Here is a 20,179-nt window from a genome sequence, read left to right as displayed (position 1 = left end):
GTGCGGGGCTAGCCTGATATCTGACGACCCGTCAGAAGGCCTGTCAGAAGAACAGTCAGAAGACAGCAGCCGGTCGCAAGCGAGCGGTCACCAGCGGAGGCCCCGATGGAACTGGAACTGCCCCGGATCATCAGCGTTGACGATCACGTGATCGAACCCGCGCACCTCTTCGAGACCTGGCTTCCGGCGAAGTACCGGGAGAAGGGGCCGCAGCCGCTCACCGCGGGCATCGGCGAACTCGCCTACGTCGCCGGCAAGTACCAGATCACCATGGACCCGGACGGGCCGCCGACCGACTGGTGGATCTACGAGGACCTCAAGTTCCCGTACAAGCGCAACATCGCCGCCGTCGGCTTCGACCGCGACGACATGACGCTCGAAGGGATCACCCGCGCGGAGATGCGCCGTGGCTGCTGGGACCCGAAGGAACGCCTCGCGGACATGGACCTCAACCATGTGGAGGCGAGCCTCTGCTTCCCCACCTTCCCGCGCTTCTGCGGCCAGACCTTCGCCGAGGCGCACGACAAAGAAGTCGCGCTCGCCTGCGTACGCGCCTACAACGACTGGATGGTGGAGGAGTGGTGCGGCGACAGCGGCGGCCGGCTCATCCCGCTCTGCATCATCCCGCTGTGGGACATCGACCTCGCCGTGGCCGAGATCAGGCGCAACGCGGCGCGCGGCGTCAAGGCCGTGACCTTCAGCGAGATACCGACGTACCTCGGGCTGCCGTCGATCCACTCCGGCTACTGGGACCCGTTCTTCGCGATCTGCCAGGAGACGGGCACGGTCGTGAACATGCACATCGGGTCCAGCTCCCAGATGCCCGCCGCGTCGCCGGACGCGCCGCCCGCCGTGCAGGCATCGCTCAGCTTCAACAACGCCATGGCCTCGATGATGGACTTCCTGTTCAGCGGAGTGCTGGTGAAGTTCCCGCGGCTCAAGCTCGCCTACAGCGAGGGCCAGATGGGCTGGATCCCGTACGCGCTGGAGCGCGCCGACGACGTGTGGGAGGAGCACCGGGCCTGGGGCGGCGTGCGGGACCTGATCCCCGAGCCGCCGTCGACGTACTACTACCGGCAGATGTTCTGCTGCTTCTTCCGCGACAAGCACGGGGTCGCGTCGCTGGACGTGGTCGGCCGCGACAACGCCACGTTCGAGACCGACTATCCGCACGTCGACTCGACCTTCCCGCACACCAAGGAGGTCGCGCTCGACCACGTCAAGGACCTCGACGACGAGACGGTCTACAAGCTGATGCGCGGCAACGCGATCAGGATGCTCGATCTGGACTTCGACCGGGAGCGGCGCCCGGATCTGGACCGTTGAATGGACCTCACGTACACGGACGAGGAAGAGATGTTCCGCGCGCGGCTGCGGGACTGGCTCGGCGTCGTGCTGCCGGGACTCGGGCCGAAGCCGTCGCCCGACGACTGGCCGGGCCGCCGCGCGTACGACACGGCCTGGCAGCGGATGCTGTACGACGCGGGGTACGCGGACGTCCACTGGGACGCGTCCCCGACCCAGCGGCTGATCTTCCTCCAGGAGACGGAGCGGGCGGGCGCGCCGTATGTCGGCGCGAACTTCGTCGGACTGCTGCACGCGGGCCCCACCATCGCCGCGGAGGGCACGGCCGAACAGCGCCGGCGCTGGCTGCCGCCGGTGCTGCGCGGCGACGAGATCTGGTGCCAGGGCTTCAGCGAGCCGGACGCGGGCTCGGACCTCGCCTCGTTGCGTACGAAGGCGGTCCGGGACGGCGACTCGTACATCGTCACCGGCTCCAAGATCTGGACCTCGCACGCGGAGGTCGCCGACTGGTGCGAACTGCTGGTCCGCACCGACCCGGGCGCGCCGAAGCACCGCGGGATCTCCTGGCTCGCGATGCCGATGGACGCGCCGGGCATCACGGTCCGGCCGCTGCGTACGCTCGCTGGCTCCACGGAGTTCGCCGAGATGTTCCTGGACGAGGTCCGGGTGCCGGTGGAAAACCGGGTCGGCGCGGAGAACGACGGCTGGCGCGTCACCATGGTCACGCTCTCCTTCGAACGAGGCACCGCCTTCGTCGGCGAGGTCGTCGCCTGCCGCCGCACCCTCGGCGAACTGGCCGCCACGGCCCGCGAGAACGGCCGCTGGGACGACACGGTGCTGCGCCGCCGGCTCGGCAGGCTGAACGCGGAGTTCGCCGCGCTGTGGCGGCTGACCCAGTGGAACGTCAGCGAGTCGCAGAAGACGGGCGGCGTCCCGGGCGTCGGCGGCTCGGTGTTCAAACTGCGCTACTCGCACGCCCGCCAGGAGCTGTACGACACCGCGGCGGAGGTCCTCGGCCCCGACGCGGCGGACCTGTCGCAGGAGTGGACGCTGGACCGGCTGTCCTCGCTCTCGTACACGATCGCGGCAGGCACGTCCCAGATCCAGCGGAACATCGTGGCCGAGCGGATCCTCGGCCTGCCGAAGGGCCGGTGACATGGACTTCCAACCCACCGACGATCAACGGGCCTTGCAGTCGGCAACGCGCGAGCTGCTGACCCGCGCCTTCGGCCCGGAGGGCCTGCGCAAGGCCGCCGACCACCCGGGGCTCGACCGGGCTCTGTGGCGGCAGCTCGGGGACGCCGGAGTGTTCGCGCTGTGCCTCGCCGAGGCGGACGGTGGCGTCGGGCTCGGAGCGGCCGAGGCGGTGCTCGTGTTCGAGGAGATCGGGCGGGCGTTGGTGCCCGGGCCACTCGTCGCCACGCATCTCGCCGCGGCCACCGTCGCCGGCGCCGCGACCGGCGAGGCCGTCGTCACCCGGGTCGACGGAGGACTGGTCGCCTGGCTGGACGCGGCCGACCAGGTCCTCGGCGATGCCACCGGAGCCGTACCCCTGCGGTCCGTCGACCCGTTGACCCCGCTCCACCGTGTGCCCGCGCCGGCCAGGGACACCGATCCGCGGGCCGCCCTCCTCACCGCCGCCGAGCAGGTCGGCAGCGCCGCCCGCACCACCGGCATGGCGGTGCGCCACGCCAAGGAGCGCGAGCAGTTCGGCCGGCCGGTCGGAGGGTTCCAGGCCGTCAAGCATCTGTGTGCCGAGATGCTCGTACGCACGGAACTCGCCCGTGCCGCCGTCTATGCGGCCGCTGTCACGGCGGAACTCGCCGAGGACTTCACCGAGATCGCCGGAGCCAAGCTGCTCGCCGACGACGCCGCCGTACGCAACGCCCGTGACTGTCTCCAGGTGTACGGCGGGATGGGCTTCGCCTGGGAGGCCGATGTGCATCTGCACCTCAAGCGGGCCTGGCTGCGCGCCTTGATGTGGCCGACCGCGGCGCAGGCCGAGGAAATCCAGGCCGAGGCCCTCGCCTCGACGCCATGACCCGCCATCACGCCATGCCGAGCGCAACGGCACGTCACCGAGTGTCGATACCGGGTTGTGTCCTTACCGCGACTCGTCACGGCCCGTCGCCAAGGCTGTGCTCCGGTACGCTCCGTCAGATGCGAGTGGTTCCGAGGCGCGGTGGTCACGGTGTTGCCGAATCGGCGGCTCCGGATCCGGGAATGCGCGCCGCTCGTGCCACTGGGGCACGGGTCGCGAGCCTCTGTTCGACTCCCCGCAACGTGCGTCGCACAGTATGCACCACGGGTACTCCTTCCCGTTGGAATATGCCCGAAGCGCTTGTTGGGGTGACTGTACGTCAACCATGCTGTCTCGTACGGGAGTCACGTTCAGTGACCTGGTTGGGAACCCTGTCGAGGCGCGAGGCGATGTGTCCGCCGGTTCGGATGGTGTGAACGGTGCAGGTTCTTCAGGTTCAGTTGGAGGTCGGGCCCGATCCCGCGGAGGTGGGACGTGCTCGGAGATGGGCTCGTTCGCGGCTCGCCGGTTCCGGGATAGGGGATGACGAGCCGCTGGCCGAGATTCTGATCCTGCTGATCTCGGAGCTGGTCACCAACGCCGTGGTGCACACCGGCTGTCCGGCCGTGCTGCGGATGCTCTTCGGCGGGGACGCCCCGGAGGCCGGTATCGCCGGGACCGTACGCGTCGAGGTCGCCGACATCAGCGCCCGCCCGCCCCAACAGCGCAAGGCCGACGGCGAGGACACGAACGGCCGCGGGCTCGCGCTGGTCGACGGACTCGCCGACCGGTGGGGCTGGCAGGCGGAGGGAGCCGGCAAGTCCATCTGGTGCGAAGTGGACCGGGGCGCCTGCCAGGCGGGCAGGGTCGCGCCGCAAGTACGGGGCTTCGTCACCGCGCCCTAGGGCCTGTCCGGTCCGGCGCTCACAGGATCGCGACCGGGGCGACAGGCGTGCCCGTACCACCGACGAACGGCTCCGGCATCGCGGACAGCAGAAACGCATACCGCCGCTCCTCGGCACAGGCCTCCGACAAGGTCTCCAGGTTCCAGTTCTGGCCCTGGAGCATGCCCATTTCGACAAGATCGAGGGCATGCACCGGCAGCCACAGGTCCTCGATCTCCGGCGGGAAGATCTCGAAGGTGAGCGTGTCGTTGGCGACGGCGGCGACATCGCGGGCGTGGAACCACTCGGGCGTACGGACGGAGAGGCCGGGTGACGGATATCCGTAGCCGTGCTTGTCGCCGCCGAGACAGACCTGGATCTGTCCGGTCCGTACGAGAACGATGTCACCGGCCCGCACACTCACCCCGCCGAACTCCGCGGCCTCGTCCAGGTCCTCGGGCGTGACGGCGTGGTCGCCGGGCAGCCGGTCGAGCCCCTTGGCGCGCGCCACATCGAGCAGGACACCGCGCGAGACGACATACGGAGCCTTGTCGATGCCGCTGAACCGGGCGCGGGTGTGCGGGGTGATGGTGTCGGCGGAACGGCCGTTGTAGATCTTTCCGGAGTGCGAGGCATGGGTCAGCGCGTCCCAGTGGGTTGCTGCCTGGAGGCCCATGGTCACGGCGTCGTCGCTGGTGGCGACGGTGCCGGGGCCGAACAGCTCCTGGTTGATCTGGACCATGGTGTGCAGCGGGTTCACCCGTCCCGGGATCATGCCGGTCTGGACGCCGTCCTGGTGGAGAGGGAGTGCGAGCGCGATCCGGCGGCCGGTCCGTACCGCCGCGGCGGCGTCCCGCACGATCTCGTCGGTGATCAGGTTGAGCGTGCCGATCTCGTCGTCCTCGCCCCAACGGCCCCAGTTGTTCACGCGTTTGGCGATCTCGTAGAACTCGGCCGGGAGTGACATCGGGCTGCCTCCTGGGGCTTGTGCTCGACTATCTGACTGACCGTAGAATCTAACGGTCCGTCAGAAACCGCGGGAAGGGGCCGGGCGTGGGGAACTTCTTGGCAGGCAAGGTCATCGCCGTGACGGGTGCGGGACGGGGCATCGGGCGCGCCGTCGCACTGGCCGCGGCCGCCGAGGGAGCGCGGGTCGTCGTCAACGACTACGGCGTCTCGGTCGAGGGCGCGGAGCCGACGTCGGAGATCGCGTCGGCCGTCGTCAAGGAGATCGTCGCTGCGGGCGGCGAGGCGGTCGCCGTCGCCGACGACATCGCGACGATGGCCGGCGGGCAGCGGCTGGTCGACATCGCACTCGCGGAGTACGGGCGGCTGGACGGGGTCGTGTGCGTGGCGGGCATTCTGCGGGAGCGGATGCTCTTCAACATGTCCGAGGAGGAGTGGGATCCGGTCGTCGCGACCCATCTGAAGGGCACGTTCACCGTCTTCCGCGCCGCATCGGCCGTGATGCGCAAGCAGGGCTCGGGCACGCTGATCGGCTTCACCAGCGGCAACCACCAGGGGAGCGTGGCGCAGGCCAACTACTCGGCGGCGAAGGGCGGCATCATCTCGCTGGTCCGCAGCGCGGCGCTGGGCCTGCACAAGTACGGCGTCACCGCGAACGCGGTCGCCCCTGTGGCCCGTACGCGGATGTCCGCGAACGTGCCCATGGAGCTGAAGGAGATCGGCGAGCCGGAGGACGTCGCGGCGCTCGTCGTCTATCTGCTCTCGGACCGCGCCCGCGAGGAACGGATCACCGGGCAGGTCTACACGATCGCGGGTCCCAAGATCGCGGTGTGGGCGCAGCCGAGGGAGCTGCGCGCGGGTTACGCGGAGGGGGCCTGGACCCCGGAGAAGATCGCGGACTTCCTCCCGGGCACGGTGGGCACGGACCCGATGCCGCTGCTCGCGCAGTTGGAGGCCATGGCGAAGGCGGCGGCGGCGGGCTCGCGCCCGAACGAGGCGCCCCGTGAGTGATCAGGCGTCGAGGGACGAGGCGTTGAGCGACGAGGCGTTCACGGACGAGCAGGCGTTCAGGGGCGAGGCGCGGGCCTGGCTCGAGGAGCGTCTCGACGGCGCGCGACCCGAACGGCGGGACTGGGAGCGGACGCTGGGCCGGGACGGCTGGATCGGGATCGGCTGGGCCGAGGACGGATACGGCAACCGGCGCCTGAGCCTGGCCCAACAGGTCGTCTGGGCCGAGGAGTACGCCCGCGCCGGAGCCCCCTCCCGCCTCGGCCACATCGGCGAGAACCTCCTCGCGCCCACCCTGATCGCCGACGGCAGCCAGGCCCAGAAGGACCGGTTCCTGCCCGCCGTCGCACGCGCCGATGAGCTGTGGTGCCAGGGCTACAGCGAGCCCGGTGCCGGGTCCGACCTCGCGTCGCTGCGCACCAGCGCGGAACGCGACGGCGGCACGTACCGGATCAGCGGCCAGAAGATCTGGACCTCGCTGGCGCGGGAGGCCGACTGGTGCTTTGTGCTGGCGCGTACGGAACAGGGGTCCCGGCGCCACCACGGGCTGTCGTTCCTGCTGGTGCCGATGGACCAGCCGGGCCGTATCGACGTACGGCCCATCCGCCAGATGACCGGCACCAGCGAGTTCAACGAGGTGTTCTTCGACGGCGCGATCGCCCGAGCCGAACACCTCGTCGGCGGCGAGGGCAACGGCTGGCGCGTCGCCATGGGTCTGCTCGCGGTGGAGCGCGGAGTCTCCACGCTGGTCCAGCAGATCGGGTTCGAGGAGGAGCTGGGCCAGGTGGTGCGGGCCGCCGTGGACAGCGGGGCCGTCGCCGATCCTGTGCTCAAGGACCGGCTCGTACGCCAGTGGGCCGAGCTGCGGACCATGCGCTGGAACGCCCTGCGCACGCTGGGCTCCCAGCAGGATTCCGGCGCGCCCAGCGTCGCCAAGCTGCTGTGGGGCGGCTGGCACCAGCGGCTCGGTGAGCTCGCGATGGCCGTACGGGGCGTGGGTGCGGCGGCCGGTCCGTACGACTGGAGCACGGAGCGGCCGTACGAACTCGACGAACTCCAGCAGCTGTTCCTGTTCTCCCGCGCCGACACGATCTACGGCGGCTCGGACGAGATCCAGCGCAACATCATCGCCGAGCGCGTGCTCGGCCTGCCGAAGGAACCGAGAGAACCGAAGGAACCGAGGGAGCCGTGATGAGAGGCGTTGTGTTCGACGGCCAACAGGCCCAGGTGGTCGACGATCTGGAGATACGGGACCCGGGTCCCGGCGAGGTGCTTGTCGCCGTCGCCGCCGCCGGACTGTGCCACAGCGATCTGTCGGTGATCGACGGCACGATCCCCTTCCCGGCACCTGTCGTGCTGGGCCACGAGGGCGCGGGCGTCGTCGAGGCGGTCGGCGCCGGCGTCGGCCATGTCGCGCCCGGCGACCATGTCTCGCTCTCCACGCTCGCCAACTGCGGCGCGTGCGCGGACTGCGACCGCGGACGCCCCACCATGTGCCGCAAGGCGATCGGCCGGCCCGGCCGGCCGTTCTCGCGCGGAGGCGAGCCGGTCTTCCAGTTCGCCTCCAACTCCGCGTTCGCCGAACGCACCGTCGTGAAGGCCGTCCAGGCGGTGAAGATCCCGGCCGAACTCCCGCTCACCTCGGCGGCGCTGATCGGCTGCGCCGTGCTGACGGGAGTCGGAGCCGTACTGAACCGCGCGAAGGTCGGCCGTGGCGAGAGCGTCGTGGTGATCGGGACGGGCGGGATCGGGCTGAACGTCATCCAGGGCGCGCGGATCGCGGGCGCGTCGGCGATCGTCGCGGTCGACTCGAACCCGGCGAAGGAGGCGGTGGCCCGGCAGTTCGGGGCGACGGACTTCCTTCCGTCGGCCGATGGTGTGCGGGACATCCTGCCGACCGGCGCGGACCATGTCTTCGAGTGCGTCGGACATGTCGGCCTGATCCGGCAGGCGATCGAGCTGCTGGACCGGCACGGCCAGGCGATCCTGCTCGGCATGCCGGCGGCGACGGCGGAGGCGTCCTTCCTGCCGGCGGCGATGTTCCTCGACAAGTCCATCCTGGGCTGCCGTTACGGGTCCTCGCGCCCGCAGCACGACATCGCGCTCTACGCCGAGCTGTACCGGCAGGGCACGCTGCTGCTGGACGAACTGGTCACCGAGACCTATCCGATCGAGGACTTCGCGAAGGCGGCGGACGACGCGCACCACGGACGGGTGGCACGCGGAGTGCTCACCTTCTGAATCCGCCTGCGGATCCGGAATCAGTCGCGGGCGCCCGCGCGGAAGGTGCGCCGGTAGACCGTGGGCGGCACGCCCAGCGCCGCCTGCAGATGCTGCCGCATCGACTGCGCCGTACCGAAGCCCGCGTCCTGGGCCACCTGGTCGACGGAGAGATCCGTCGACTCCAGCAGGTGCCGGGCCCGCTCGACGCGCTGCCGCGTCAGCCACTCGCCAGGGCTGATGCCCGCCTCCTCGCGGAAGCGGCGCGTGAACGTCCGTACGCTCATGGACTCCTGCTCCGCCATGTCGCGCAGCTGGATCGGCTCGTGGAGGCGGCTCAGCGCCCAGGCCCGTGCGCCGGTGGTGGTCGCGGACTGCGGTTCGGGGAGGGGCCGGTGGATGTACTGGGCCTGTCCGCCGTCGCGGTGCGGCGGTACGACCGTGCGGCGCGCCACGTCGTTGGCGACTGCGGTGCCGTGGTCGCGCCGCACGATGTGCAGGCACAGGTCGATACCGGCCGCGACACCGGCCGATGTCAGCACGTCGCCGTCGTCGATGAACAGGACGTCCGCGTCGACCTTCACCAACGGGAAGAGCCGCTGGAAGTGCTCGGCGGACGACCAGTGGGTGGTGGCGGGCCGCCCGTCGAGGAGCCCGGCGGCGGCGAGGACATATCCCCCGGTGCAGATGGCGACCATGCGGGTGCCGGGCCGGATGTGCGCGAGGGCGTCGGCGAGTTCGTCGGTGAGCCTGCCGTCTTCGTGGACCGGACCGAGCTCGTACGAGGCGGGGATGACGACCGTGTCGGCGGTGGCCAGCGCTTCGGGCCCGTGCTGGACGTGGATGTCGAAGTCGGCGTCCGTACGGACGGGTCCGGGCCGGACGGAGCAGGTGACGATCTCGTAGAGGAGTTGGCCGTCGGCGTCCTTGGCGCGCCCGAAGATGCGGTGCGGGATGCCGAGCTCGAAGGGCAGGAGCCCGCTGAGCGCGAGCACCACGACCCGATGCCCGGGTTTCATGTCCTTGCGGTCCTTGCGGTCCTTGCGGTCCTTGCCCATGGCCCGATCCTATCGAATGCTGTCCCTCGGGCCACTCGTTGTCGCCGGCCGGCCCCCGGATGCTTGACGCCGTGCCTAAGACTCCTCCAGCCCCGGTCCGTATCCACCGCGCATGGTTCGTCGCGGTCGTCGCCTTTGTGACGATCATCGGCGCGGCCGCGTTCGCCTCACTGCCGGGGCTGTTGATCGAGCCGCTGCACGAGGAGTTCGACTGGTCGCGCGGCACGATCGGCTTCGCGGTCTCGGTCAATCTCGCGCTGTACGGTCTGACCGCGCCGTTCGCCGCGGCGCTGATGGACCGCTTCGGCATCCGCCGGGTCGTCGCGGTCGCGCTCACCGTGATCGCGGTCGGCTCCGGCCTGACCACGATCATGACGACGTCCTGGCAACTGGTGCTGTACTGGGGCGTTCTCGTCGGCCTCGGCAGCGGCTCGATGGCGCTGGCGTTCGCGGCGACGGTCACCAACCGCTGGTTCGTGAAGCGACGCGGCCTGGTCACCGGCATCCTCACCGCTGCCGGCGCGTCCGGCCAGCTGATCTTCCTCCCGCTGCTCTCCTGGCTGGTCGAGAACCACGACTGGCGCCCGGCCTCGATCACCGTCGCGCTCTCGGCCCTCGCGGTCGTCCCGTTCGTCTGGCTGCTGCTGCGGGACCACCCGGCGGACATCGGCATCGCGGCCTACGGCGCGGAGGGCTTCACCCCGAAGCCGGACCCGGTACCGGGCGCGGCCCGCCGCGCGGTGCAGGTCCTGTTCCGCGCGGCGCGCACGGGCCCGTTCTGGCTGCTGGCGGGCACCTTCGCGATCTGCGGCGCATCGACGAACGGCCTGGTCAAGACCCACTTCGTGCCCGCCGCCCACGACCACGGCATGCCGATCACGGCGGCGGCCTCCCTGCTCGCGGTGATCGGCGTCTTCGACGTCGTGGGCACGATCGCCTCGGGCTGGTTCACCGACCGCTTCGAGGCCCGCCGGCTGCTCGCGGTCTACTACGCGCTGCGCGGCATCTCCCTGCTCTTCCTCCCGATGCTGCTGGCCCCCTCCGTCCATCCGCCGATGCTGTTCTTCATCGTCTTCTACGGCCTGGACTGGGTGGCGACGGTCCCGCCGACGATCGCCCTGTGCCGCGAGCACTACGGCGAGGACAGCGCGATCGTCTTCGGCTGGGTGCTCGCCTCCCACCAAGTGGGCGCGGCGATCATCGCCTTCGCGGGCGGCGTGGCGCGGGACGTCTTCGGCTCGTACGACGTGGTCTGGTACGCCTCGGGCGCGCTGTGCGCGGCGGCGGCGCTGATGTCCCTGGTGATCCGCCGGAAGCCACTGCCGACGCTGAACCCGGTCGCACCTGTGTCGCCGGCCGCGCCGGCGGACAAGGTGACGTGACCCCGCGGTGTCAGTGGTCCGGCGCGTCAGGAGTCGAGGCGGCCGAACTGGCCGCGGTGGAAGAGCAGCGGTGCCGACTCGGCCGCTGCGCCGAGGGCCTCCACGCGGCCGATGACGATCAGGTGGTCGCCGCCCGTGTGCACCGTCTGGATCGTGCAGTCGACCCAGGCCGGTACGCCGTCCAGCAGCGGCGAACCCGTCGCCGGGGCCGGAGTGTGGGCCACGCCCGCGAACTTGTCCGCGCCGGGCACCGCGAAGCCCCGGCACAGCGTGCCCTGGTCCTCGCCGAGGATGTTCACGCAGAAGACGCCCGCGCGCGCGATCCGCGGCCAGGTCGTCGACGTACGGCCGGCCATGAACACGACCAGCGGCGGGTCGAGCGAGAGCGACGCGAAGGACTGGCAGGCGAAGCCGGCGGGCCCGTCCTCGTCGTACGCCGTGACCACGGTGACCCCGGTCGCGAAGGAGCCGAGCACGCGCCGGAACTCGCCCGGGTCGAGCGGCAGCCGCTCCTCCTCGCCGACGGCCCGCAGGTCCGGGCGCGGCAAGGCGTCGAACGGCTCGGTGGCCGTGGAGGTTCCGACCGAGCGGAGGTATCGGACGGCGGTGGCCGCCATCCCTGCGTGTCCCATCACATCAGTCATTGAACCTGACGCATCGTCAGATTGGAAGGGGTCGCCGGGATCTCCTGGCGCGGCAGACTGGGCGCATGGTCAGAGATCACATGGACAGAGATCACATGGACAGAGATCAACCGGACGCCTTTCGCGCGCTGCTCCACGCACAGCGCGTCTGGGACACGGACCTTCCCGCCTTCGATCCGGACACCGCCCCAGCCACCCCCATCCCGCTTTTCCATCAGTGGTTCGCCGAGGCCGTGGCGGCAGGCCAGACCGAGCCGCACACCATGACCCTGGCCACCGTGGACGACCAGGGGCGGCCCGACGTACGGACGCTGATGCTGCACGACGCGGACGAGCAGGGCTGGCACTTCGCCTCGCACGCCACCAGCGCGAAGGGCCGCCAACTGGCCGCGCGTCCCGATGCGGCGCTCGGCTTCTACTGGGCGGTCCAGGGGCGGCAGATCAGGGTCCGGGGCCGAGTGAGCGCGGCCGGTTCGCAGGAGAGCCGGGCGGATCTGCATGCGCGCTCGACGGGCGCGCTGGCCGCCGCGCTCACGGGCAGGCAGAGCGAAGTCCTCGGCTCCCGCGAGGAGTTGGCACGGGCATCGCAGGCCGCGTGGGAGCGAGCGCAGGCCGAGCCGGACGCGCCGGTCGCGACCTGGACGCGGTATGTGCTCCGGCCGCGGGAGGTGGAGTACTTCCAGGGCGACGAGCGGCGCCGGCATGTACGGCTGCGCTACCGGCGCGAGGCGGACGACGGCTGGGCGAGGGAACTGCTCTGGCCGTGACCGGGCGGACTGTGATCAGGCCGGCCGCGAAGGGCGGAACACCGGCACCGCGACCTCACCTTCCGGCCTGAAGCCGACCTCCAGCGCCATCCCGATCGCCAGGCCCTCCTCCGCGCAGCCGACGATTTCGGTCATCATCCGCGGGCCCTCCGCGAGGTCGACGACCGCCGCCGTGTACGGGACGCGCGCGCCGAACGGCGGAAGGTCGTTGCGGTGCACCACGGACCACGTGTACAGCGTGGCCCGGCCGCTCGCCGCCATCCAGTCGACGTCCTCGCTCCAGCAGTACGGACAGAACTCCCGCGGGTAGTGGTGGGCCTTTCCGCACGCACGGCAGCGGCGGATCAGCAGCCGGCCGTCCCGCGCCGCGTCCCAGAAGGGCCGCGTGAAGTCGTCGACTTCAGGCAGTGCGGCGTTCGCGGCGTTCGCGGTGCTCATCAGAAGAGTCCGATCGCGCTGTCGAGCGACCAGGTCTGCCAGGACATGGCGAACAGCGCGACGAGCGATATGAGCGCCATCATGGCGTTCTGTCCCTGTTCCGCCCAGTCATGGATCATCAGCACCAGATAGAGCAGATTGAGCAGCAGCCCGCCGACGAGCGCGATCGGTGTCAGAAAGCCGCTGGCCAGGCCGAGCCCCAGGGCGAGTTCGGCGTAGACGACGACGTACGCCATCGTCTTGGGCCGCGGCTGGACCACCGTCGCGAAGCCGTTCTTCACCACCGGCCACCTGTGCTTGCCCGCCACGTCCGCGGCCCAGGCGATCCCGGTGCCCCGCTCGAACCAGCCTTTCTTGTCCTTGTGCCGCCAGCTCTCCAGCCACCACAGGCCGAGACCGATGCGGAGGACGGCGAGCCACTCGGCACCGGTGAGCCAGATGGTCTCCATCCGGACCTCCCTGTCTGCGTAGGGACGTGTGTGCACGGGCGTGAGCATGACCATGAGCATCTGACGGTACGTCAGTTCAGCGGATGGCGGGAGGCCCTCGCAAGAGATGGTGCGAAGTGTGCGCAAGGCGTGTGCAGGCGTGATGAATTCGCAATCATTTCCCGTCTTGACTGAGACCCATCAAGTAATCGCGCGATTACGCTCACGCGCATGGCCGACGAAAAGGACATCGATCTCACGAACGACAGACCGGTATACGTCATCGGCGGCGGCCCCGGCGGTCTCGCCGCCGCCGCCGCGCTGCGCGAGCAGGGCGTACGTGCCGTGGTGCTGGAGAAGTCCGAGTCCGTCGGCGCCTCCTGGCGCCGCCACTACGACCGGCTCCACCTGCACACCACGCGACGGCTGTCGGCACTGCCGGGTCTTCCCATGCCGCGCTCCTTCGGACGGTGGGTCTCCCGGGACGACGTGGTCCGGTATCTGGAGAAGTACGCGGAGTTCCACGAGCTGGAGATCGTGCCCGGGGTCGAGGTCTCCCGGATCGAACCCGCAGGCTCCGACTGGGTGCTGCACGCGACCGGCGGCCGCCGGCTGACCGGCAGCGCCGTCGTGGTGGCCACCGGCTACAACCACACGCCGAGGCTGCCCGAGTGGCCCGGCAGCGACGCGTACACCGGCGAGCTGCTGCACGCCGGCGAGTACCGCAACGCCGCGCCGTACCGCGGCAAGGACGTCCTGGTCGTCGGCGTCGGCAACACGGGTGCGGAGATAGCCGTCGACCTGGTGGAGGGCGGCGCTTCGCGAGTGCGCATCGCCGTCCGCACGATCCCGCACATCGTCCGCCGCTCCACGGCGGGCTGGCCCGCCCAGCGCACCGGCATCCTGGCTCGCCGGCTGCCCGTACGCATGGTGGACCGGGCGGCGGCCGTCATGTGCCGGATCTCCGTGCCGGACCTCGCCGAACACGGCCTGCCGCGCCCGGACACCGGCCTGTACTCCCGGGTCAAGGAGGGCGCGGTCCCGATCCAGGACGTGGGCCTGATCGACGCCGTACGTACCGGGAAGGTCGAACCCGTCGCGGCGCTCGACTCCTTCGAGTCCGGCAAGGCGGTCCTCGCGGACGGCACCCGCATCTCGCCGGACGTGGTGATCGCGGCGACCGGCTACCGGCGGGCGCTGGAGGGCCTGGTCGGCCATCTCGGAATCCTGGACGAGCGCGGCAAGCCCCTGACGCATGGTGGCCGCACGCTCGCGCAGACTCCGGGCCTGTACTTCACGGGGTTCACGAACCCGATCAGCGGCATGTTCCGCGAGATGACCATCGACGCCCGCAAGATCGCCAAGTCGCTGGCCAAGTCACTGGCCAAGGGCTGACCGAGCGGTACCGCAGACCGGTCGCCTTCCGTTGGGCCGCCCGTCATCCGGTGTCCCTAACGTGCAGGCCATGAAGAGACTTTTGATCATGCTCAGCGCCGCCGCGCTGACCGTCGGGCTCGCGTCGCCCGCGGTGGCCGACCGCGACGCCACGGACACGGCCTTCGGGCAGGCCACGCTGACCGGTTTCGCGTCGCTTCCGGCCGAGACGTTCGTACCGAACAGCGAGCCGTCCGGCTCGGCCATCGGCGCGGGCCCGTTCAACGGCATCGCGGCGCCGTTCGCGGGCCAGCCGGTCCAGGGCTTCAGCGGCATCGTCAACCGGCACGACGGCAGCTACGACGTGCTGTCCGACAACGGCTTCGGCGGCAAGGCCAACAGCGCCGACTTCCTGTTGCGCGTCCACCGCGTCAAGCCGGACACCCGTACCGGAAAGGTCGCGGTGCTGGGCGGCTTCAACCTCAGCGACCCGCACCACCGCGTGCCGTTCCCGCTCACGCGTGCCGACCGGGTGCTGACCGGCGCCGACTTCGACGTCGAGTCGATCGTGCGGTCGTACGACGGCACGTACTGGATGGGCGACGAGTTCGGCCCGTTCCTGCTGCACTTCTCGCCGACCGGCCGCCTCCTCGAGGCCCCGATCGCGCTGGACGGCGTACAGGCGCCGGAGAACCCGTACCTGAACGGCGGGCAGCCCACCCTCGGCGGCAGCAAGGGCTTCGAGGGCATGGTCCGCTCGGTCGACGGCCGCCACCTCTACCCGCTCCTCGAGGGCACGGTGACCGGTGACACCCCCGGCGACCTGCGCTTCAGCGACTTCGACCTGCGTGCAGGCAAGTACACCGGTAAGCGCTGGACCTACCGCCTGGAGTCGCCGTCGAACGCCATCGGCGACGCCATCGCCGTCGACCGCCACCGTTTCCTGGTCATCGAGCGCGACGGCGGCCAGGGCGACGACGCCAAGTTCAAGCGGATCTACCTCGCCGACACCCGCGACCGCAACGGCGACGGGGTCATGGACAAGACGCTGGTCGCCGACCTGCTGAACATCGCGAACCCGAAGGGCCTCGGCGGCTTCGGCGAAACCTTCCGCTTCCCGTTCACCACGATCGAGGACGTCGTCCTCCTCGACGACCGGACTCTGGCGGTACTGAACGACAACAACTTCCCGTTCTCCTCGGGCCGTACGCCGGGCAAGGCGGACAACAACGAGTTCATCACCATCCGGATTGCGCACCGCCTGAACGCGGACTGGCGCGCGTTCGTCTGATGACGCATGACGCATGACGCATGACGCATGACGCATGACGCATGACGCATGACGCATGACGCATGACGCATGACGCACGAGGTGCGAGGTGCGACGCGGACCGGTCGGAACGAGCGACCGGTCCGCGAACCGGCTTGATCCAGCGCCGCGTCACCAGGAGGCTGGCCTCAGGGCCGGCAGGATCCGCCTGAGGCCGGTGAGGGGTGGGGCAATGCGCGTACTGACGTGGAACGTGTGGTGGCGGTTCGGCCCGTGGCAGGAGCGGCAGAAGGCGATTCTCGCCGTGCTGCGCGAGCTGCAACCCGACGTCATCGGGTTGCAGGAGGTCTGGGCGCGTGACGGGGAGAACCTTGCCGAGTGGCTTGCCGAAGAACTCGGCATGCACTGGACCTGGGCCTCCTCCGACGCGCCGGAGCGATGGCAGCGGCGACTCGGCGATTCGGCCGTGAGTTTCGGCAACGCGGTGCTCAGCCGCTGGCCCATCGTGGACCAGCGCGTGCTGCGACTGCCTTCCGCCGAAGGTGACGACGACGGGCGGCTGGCTCTCCACGCGCTCATAGATGCGCCCAACCATCAGGTGCCGTTCTTCACCACCCATCTGACCTCGGCCGTCGACGGCTCGGCCATGCGGTGCGAGCAGGTGCGGGCACTCGCGGAATTCGTGGCGGCACACCGCGGCCCGACGCTCTTTCCACCCGTGGTCACCGGTGACTTCAACGCATGGCCCGACTCGGACGAAGTCCGGCTGTTCGGCGGCTACAAGACCGCGCCCGCCGTTCCGGGCCAAGTACTCCTGGATGCCTGGGAGTACGCCGACCCGGCGGCGCCATCGGCGACCTGGGACGCAGCCAACCCGTATGTCTCGGAGTACTTCCAGCCGAGCGTCCGCATCGACTACATCCATGTCGGGCTGCCCGGGCCCGACGGTCTCGGCCACGTGATGTCCGTGCGGCGCGGCGGTGACGGATCCGTCGACGGCGTATGGCCCTCGGATCACTTCGCCGTCCTCGCGGAGCTGGCCTCGACCGAGGACCTGGCCCGAGCCGACGACCCGGCCTGACCCGAGGGGCCCGGCCCAAGGACCCGGCCCAAGGACCCGTTCCGACCCGATAAAGCACCCCTCCCGTACAGCTTTGCCCGCAGGAGTGTTCCTGACATGCCGTCAGGTCTGTAATCTGACTATGCGTCAGTTAACTTGGCTACGAGCAGGAGCGGGGCTCAGCGATGCTTGGATCAACTCACGGCACCCTCACCTCCGACCTCCGCGCCCGAGTGGTGGCCTGCGGGGAGCACGCCCGCGATGCCGTCCATGACACTGCCTCGATCACCGCGACCGACGGCGACATGGACGTCAGCGGGCGGCCGCTGCACGCGCCCGTGCCCGATCTCGACCGGTTCTTCCGGCCGGCGTCCGTCGCCGTCGTCGGGGCGTCGGACGGCGACGGGCGGCCCAACACCGGGATCACCAGACAACTCGTGGACTGGGCCGAGCGGGTCGGTGCGCGGCTGTATCCCGTGCATCCCACCCGGGAGAGCGTCTTCGGGCTGCGCTGTGTGCCGTCCGTCGGCGAGCTGCCCGAGCAGGTCGATCTCGCCGTGCTGCTGGTCGGCGACCCGCTGCCGGTGATCGAGGAACTGGCCCAGGCCAAGGTGAAGTTCGCCGTCGCGTTCGCCTCCGGATACGCCGAGACCGGCGCGGCCGGTGCCGAGGCCCAGACCCGGCTGGCGGCCGCGGTGGAGCGGGCCGGTCTGCGGCTGCTCGGGCCCAACACCAATCTCAACGCCTTCGAGAAGTTCCGCGACGACCTGGACGGTCCGGCGATCGCGCTGATCACCCAGTCGGGACACCAGGGCAGGCCGGTCTTCACCCTTCAGGAGCTGGGCGTACGGCTCTCCCACTGGGCGCCGACCGGCAACGAGGCCGATCTGGAGACCGCCGACTTCATCTCGTACTTCGCCGAACGGCCCGAGGTCGGGGCCATCGCCTGCTACGTGGAGGGGCTCAAGGACGGACGCTCCTTCCTGCTCGCTGCGGACCGGGCGGCGCGGCGCGGGGTGCCGGTCGTCGCGGTCAAGGTCGGGCGGACCGAGACCGGTGCCAGGATGGCCGCCTCGCACACCGGCAAACTGACCGGCGCGGACCAGGTGGTGGACGCGGCCATGCGGCAGTTCGGCGTGATCCGGGTGGACGGGCTCGACGAACTCCAGGACACGTCAGCGCTGTTGGCGCGGGCCCGCAGGCCGGTGGTCGACGGGGTCGTGGTCTATTCGATCTCCGGCGGCACGGGCGCGCACTTCTCGGACCTGGCGACCGCGGCGGGGCTGCCGATGCCCCAGCTCTCCGAGGCCAAGCAGGCCGAACTGCACGAGTGGATACCGGAGTATCTGAGCGTCGCGAACCCCGTCGACAACGGCGGGCACCCGGTGGGCGACTGGCGTGGCCGCAAGATCATCGACGCGATCCTCGAAGACCCGTCCGTCGGCGTGCTGATCTGCCCGATCACCGGCCCCTTCCCGCCGATGAGCGACAAGCTGGCCCAGGACCTGGTGGACGCGGCGGAAGCCACGGACAAGCTGGTGTGCGTGGTGTGGGGGTCGCCGGTGGGCACGGAGGCGGCGTACCGCGAGACGCTGCTCGGCTCCTCGCGGGTCGCGACCTTCCGCACCTTCGGGAACTGCATCACCGCGGTCCGCGCCTATCTGGACCACCACCGTTTCACCGTCGGCTACCGCTCGCCGTTCGACGACGCACCGCGCACGCCGTCGCCGTCCTTCCGCAAGGCGCAGGCGCTGATGCGTCCCGGCAAGCAGCTGAGCGAGCACGCGGCGAAGCAGCTCCTGCGGGCGTACGGCATCCGCGTCCCGCGCGAGCAGCTGGTGACCAGCGCGGCGGCGGCGGTCCGGGCGGCGGGTCTGGTCGGCTACCCGGTCGTCATGAAGGCGTCCGGGACACAGCTGGCGCACAAGACCGAACTGGGCCTGGTGAAGATCGGGCTGACCTCGGCGAGCCAGGTTCGCGACGCGTATCGCGAACTCACCGACATCGCGCGCTACGAGGAGGCGGACCTCGACGGGATCCTGGTCTGCCAGATGGTCGAGCGGGGTGTGGAGATGGTCGTCGGCGTCACGCAGGACGCGCTGTTCGGCCCGACGGTGACGGTCGGGCTCGGCGGGGTGCTGGTGGAGGTCCTGCAGGACGCCGCCGTACGCGTCCCGCCGTTCGGCGAGGACCAGGCCCGCGCGATGCTCGGCGAACTGCGCGGCCGCGCCCTGCTGGACGGAGTACGAGGCGGACCGCCGGTGGACGTCGACGCGCTGGTGGAGGTGGTGCTGCGGGTCCAGCGGATGGCGCTGGAACTGGGCGACGAACTGTCCGAACTGGACATCAACCCGCTGATGGTGCTGCCGCGCGGGCAGGGTGCGGTGGCGCTGGACGCGCTGGCGGTATGCCGGTGACCCGACGACTTGGAGCCGTACGCCCATGACTTCCTCCCCCGAAGAGTCAAAAGAACCCGCTGAGTCATTGGTACTGCACGCCACTGACAACGGCGTCTCGTGGATCACCCTCAACCGGCCCGAGGCGATGAACGCCGTCACCTGGGACCAGCGCGAGCGGATCATCGCGCTCCTCGGCGCGGCGTCCGCGGACCCGGACGTACGGGCGGTCGTGATCACCGCCACCGGCAAGGGTTTCTGCGCGGGCGCGGACCTGCGGGGAGCGCCTTCGGCCGGGGACCGGGTGCCAGGCGATGTGGCCCGTACGATCCGGCTCGGCGCGCAGCGCCTCATCGCCGCCGTACTCGACTGCGAAAAGCCGGTGATCGCCGCGGTCAACGGCACCGCCGCGGGCATCGGTGCGCATCTCGCCCTCGCCTGCGACCTCGTTCTGGCCGCCGAACCGGCCAGGTTCATCGAGGTGTTCGTCCGCCGGGGTCTCGTCCCGGACGGCGGCGGCGCGTATCTCCTGCCGCGGCTGATCGGCCCGCAGCGGGCCAAGGAGCTGATGTTCTTCGGCGACGCGCTGCCGGCCGCCGACGCCGAGCGGCTCGGACTGGTCAACCGGGTCGTCCCGGCGGACGAGTTGGAGAAGACGGCACGCGAGTGGGCGGAGCGGCTGGCCCAGGGTCCGACGCGGGCGCTCGCGCTGACGAAGCAGCTGGTGAACGCGTCGCTGGACGCGGACAGGACGACGGCGTTCGCGGCCGAGGCGGCGGCGCAGGAGATCAACATGACGACGCGGGACGCGAACGAGGGAGTGGCGAGCTTCGTGGAGCGCCGGACGCCGGAGTACCGCGGGCGCTAGGTGTATTGATCACGAGCGTTGTTGACAGTTGTGGGTCTTGAACATGGCGAAGACCTCCGATGTGGTGGAGCTGTCTAGGAACACACCGCAC

The 20,179-nt window shown here is 70.4% G+C and carries 19 protein-coding genes; 14 read left to right on the top strand and 5 right to left on the bottom strand.

The features are described from left to right. The first annotated feature begins 105 nt into the window (after positions 1-105). The 4 genes from ACH4YL_RS31140 to ACH4YL_RS31125 all read left to right on the top strand — a co-directional run bounded on the left by ACH4YL_RS31140 (position 106) and on the right by ACH4YL_RS31125 (position 4,230). Positions 106-1,326: an amidohydrolase family protein gene (locus tag ACH4YL_RS31140; RefSeq protein WP_398510815.1), complete on the top strand. Its 1,221-nt coding sequence runs from the start codon at positions 106-108 to the stop codon at positions 1,324-1,326. Beyond that, positions 1,327-2,460, top strand: coding sequence for an acyl-CoA dehydrogenase family protein (locus ACH4YL_RS31135; RefSeq protein ID WP_398510814.1), 1,134 nt, complete (start codon positions 1,327-1,329; stop codon positions 2,458-2,460). A gap of 1 nt (position 2,461) precedes the next feature. Further along, complete coding sequence (locus ACH4YL_RS31130; protein WP_398510813.1) at positions 2,462-3,346, top strand: acyl-CoA dehydrogenase family protein; 885 nt, start codon at positions 2,462-2,464, stop codon at positions 3,344-3,346. Positions 3,347-3,765: 419 nt separating this feature from the next. Further along, a complete protein-coding gene (locus ACH4YL_RS31125; RefSeq protein WP_398510812.1) occupies positions 3,766-4,230 on the top strand; it encodes an ATP-binding protein in 465 nt (154 codons plus the stop codon). 19 nt (positions 4,231-4,249) lie between these two features. Here ACH4YL_RS31125 and ACH4YL_RS31120 read toward each other — a convergent pair whose 3' ends face one another. Then, a complete protein-coding gene (locus tag ACH4YL_RS31120) occupies positions 4,250-5,176 on the bottom strand; it encodes a cyclase family protein (protein WP_398510811.1) in 927 nt (308 codons plus the stop codon). 86 nt (positions 5,177-5,262) lie between these two features. Here ACH4YL_RS31120 and ACH4YL_RS31115 point away from each other — a divergent pair, with 86 nt between their 5' ends. From ACH4YL_RS31115 to ACH4YL_RS31105, 3 genes are read left to right on the top strand one after another with little or no spacing between them, the layout of a single operon-like run. After that, positions 5,263-6,186, top strand: coding sequence for an SDR family oxidoreductase (locus ACH4YL_RS31115; RefSeq protein WP_398510810.1), 924 nt, complete (start codon positions 5,263-5,265; stop codon positions 6,184-6,186). 22 nt (positions 6,187-6,208) lie between these two features. Then, positions 6,209-7,375 (top strand): acyl-CoA dehydrogenase family protein, encoded by a 1,167-nt coding sequence (locus ACH4YL_RS31110; protein ID WP_398510942.1) that lies wholly within the window; start codon positions 6,209-6,211, stop codon positions 7,373-7,375. Then, positions 7,375-8,424, top strand: a complete 1,050-nt coding sequence (locus ACH4YL_RS31105; protein ID WP_398510809.1) for a Zn-dependent alcohol dehydrogenase — start codon at positions 7,375-7,377, stop codon at positions 8,422-8,424. Before ACH4YL_RS31110 ends, ACH4YL_RS31105 begins: the two co-directional genes overlap by 1 nt. 20 nt (positions 8,425-8,444) lie before the next feature. Here ACH4YL_RS31105 and ACH4YL_RS31100 read toward each other — a convergent pair whose 3' ends face one another. After that, positions 8,445-9,461: a GlxA family transcriptional regulator gene (locus tag ACH4YL_RS31100; protein WP_398510808.1), complete on the bottom strand. Its 1,017-nt coding sequence runs from the start codon at positions 9,459-9,461 to the stop codon at positions 8,445-8,447. 59 nt (positions 9,462-9,520) lie between these two features. Here ACH4YL_RS31100 and ACH4YL_RS31095 point away from each other — a divergent pair, with 59 nt between their 5' ends. Beyond that, complete coding sequence (locus ACH4YL_RS31095) at positions 9,521-10,843, top strand: MFS transporter (protein WP_398510807.1); 1,323 nt, start codon at positions 9,521-9,523, stop codon at positions 10,841-10,843. Positions 10,844-10,869: 26 nt separating this feature from the next. Here the strand turns inward: ACH4YL_RS31095 and ACH4YL_RS31090 are convergent, their stop codons facing one another. Then, positions 10,870-11,460, bottom strand: a complete 591-nt coding sequence (locus ACH4YL_RS31090) for a flavin reductase family protein (protein WP_398510941.1) — start codon at positions 11,458-11,460, stop codon at positions 10,870-10,872. Between the two features lie 122 nt (positions 11,461-11,582). Between ACH4YL_RS31090 and ACH4YL_RS31085 the strand changes: the two genes are divergently transcribed. Then, positions 11,583-12,254 (top strand): pyridoxal 5'-phosphate synthase, encoded by a 672-nt coding sequence (locus tag ACH4YL_RS31085; protein ID WP_398510806.1) that lies wholly within the window; start codon positions 11,583-11,585, stop codon positions 12,252-12,254. A 15-nt stretch (positions 12,255-12,269) separates the two neighbouring features. On the opposite strand, the gene ACH4YL_RS31080 is transcribed toward ACH4YL_RS31085, so the two are convergent. After that, positions 12,270-12,692: a Zn-ribbon domain-containing OB-fold protein gene (locus ACH4YL_RS31080; RefSeq protein ID WP_398510805.1), complete on the bottom strand. Its 423-nt coding sequence runs from the start codon at positions 12,690-12,692 to the stop codon at positions 12,270-12,272. Continuing rightward, a complete protein-coding gene (locus ACH4YL_RS31075) occupies positions 12,692-13,141 on the bottom strand; it encodes a DoxX family protein (RefSeq protein ID WP_398510804.1) in 450 nt (149 codons plus the stop codon). The genes ACH4YL_RS31080 and ACH4YL_RS31075 overlap by 1 nt, the downstream gene beginning before the upstream one ends. A 210-nt stretch (positions 13,142-13,351) precedes the next feature. Between ACH4YL_RS31075 and ACH4YL_RS31070 the strand changes: the two genes are divergently transcribed. The 5 genes from ACH4YL_RS31070 to ACH4YL_RS31050 all read left to right on the top strand — a co-directional run bounded on the left by ACH4YL_RS31070 (position 13,352) and on the right by ACH4YL_RS31050 (position 20,088). After that, positions 13,352-14,515, top strand: a complete 1,164-nt coding sequence (locus tag ACH4YL_RS31070; protein ID WP_398510803.1) for a flavin-containing monooxygenase — start codon at positions 13,352-13,354, stop codon at positions 14,513-14,515. A gap of 70 nt (positions 14,516-14,585) precedes the next feature. Next, the gene (locus ACH4YL_RS31065; RefSeq protein ID WP_398510802.1) at positions 14,586-15,785 is read left to right on the top strand and encodes an esterase-like activity of phytase family protein; all 1,200 of its coding nucleotides are present in this window, start codon (positions 14,586-14,588) and stop codon (positions 15,783-15,785) included. A 211-nt stretch (positions 15,786-15,996) separates the two neighbouring features. Then, the gene (locus ACH4YL_RS31060) at positions 15,997-16,845 is read left to right on the top strand and encodes an endonuclease/exonuclease/phosphatase family protein (RefSeq protein WP_398510801.1); all 849 of its coding nucleotides are present in this window, start codon (positions 15,997-15,999) and stop codon (positions 16,843-16,845) included. A gap of 164 nt (positions 16,846-17,009) precedes the next feature. Then, the gene (locus tag ACH4YL_RS31055; RefSeq protein ID WP_398510800.1) at positions 17,010-19,241 is read left to right on the top strand and encodes an acetate--CoA ligase family protein; all 2,232 of its coding nucleotides are present in this window, start codon (positions 17,010-17,012) and stop codon (positions 19,239-19,241) included. A gap of 25 nt (positions 19,242-19,266) precedes the next feature. After that, positions 19,267-20,088, top strand: coding sequence for an enoyl-CoA hydratase/isomerase family protein (locus tag ACH4YL_RS31050; protein ID WP_398510799.1), 822 nt, complete (start codon positions 19,267-19,269; stop codon positions 20,086-20,088). Positions 20,089-20,179 lie beyond the last annotated feature (91 nt).

Source organism: Streptomyces sp. NPDC020681, from assembly GCF_044334895.1.
Taxonomy (GTDB): domain Bacteria; phylum Actinomycetota; class Actinomycetes; order Streptomycetales; family Streptomycetaceae; genus Streptomyces.
The sequence above is the reverse complement of the archived record's forward strand: the minus strand, read 5'-3'. Positions and strand labels throughout refer to the sequence as shown.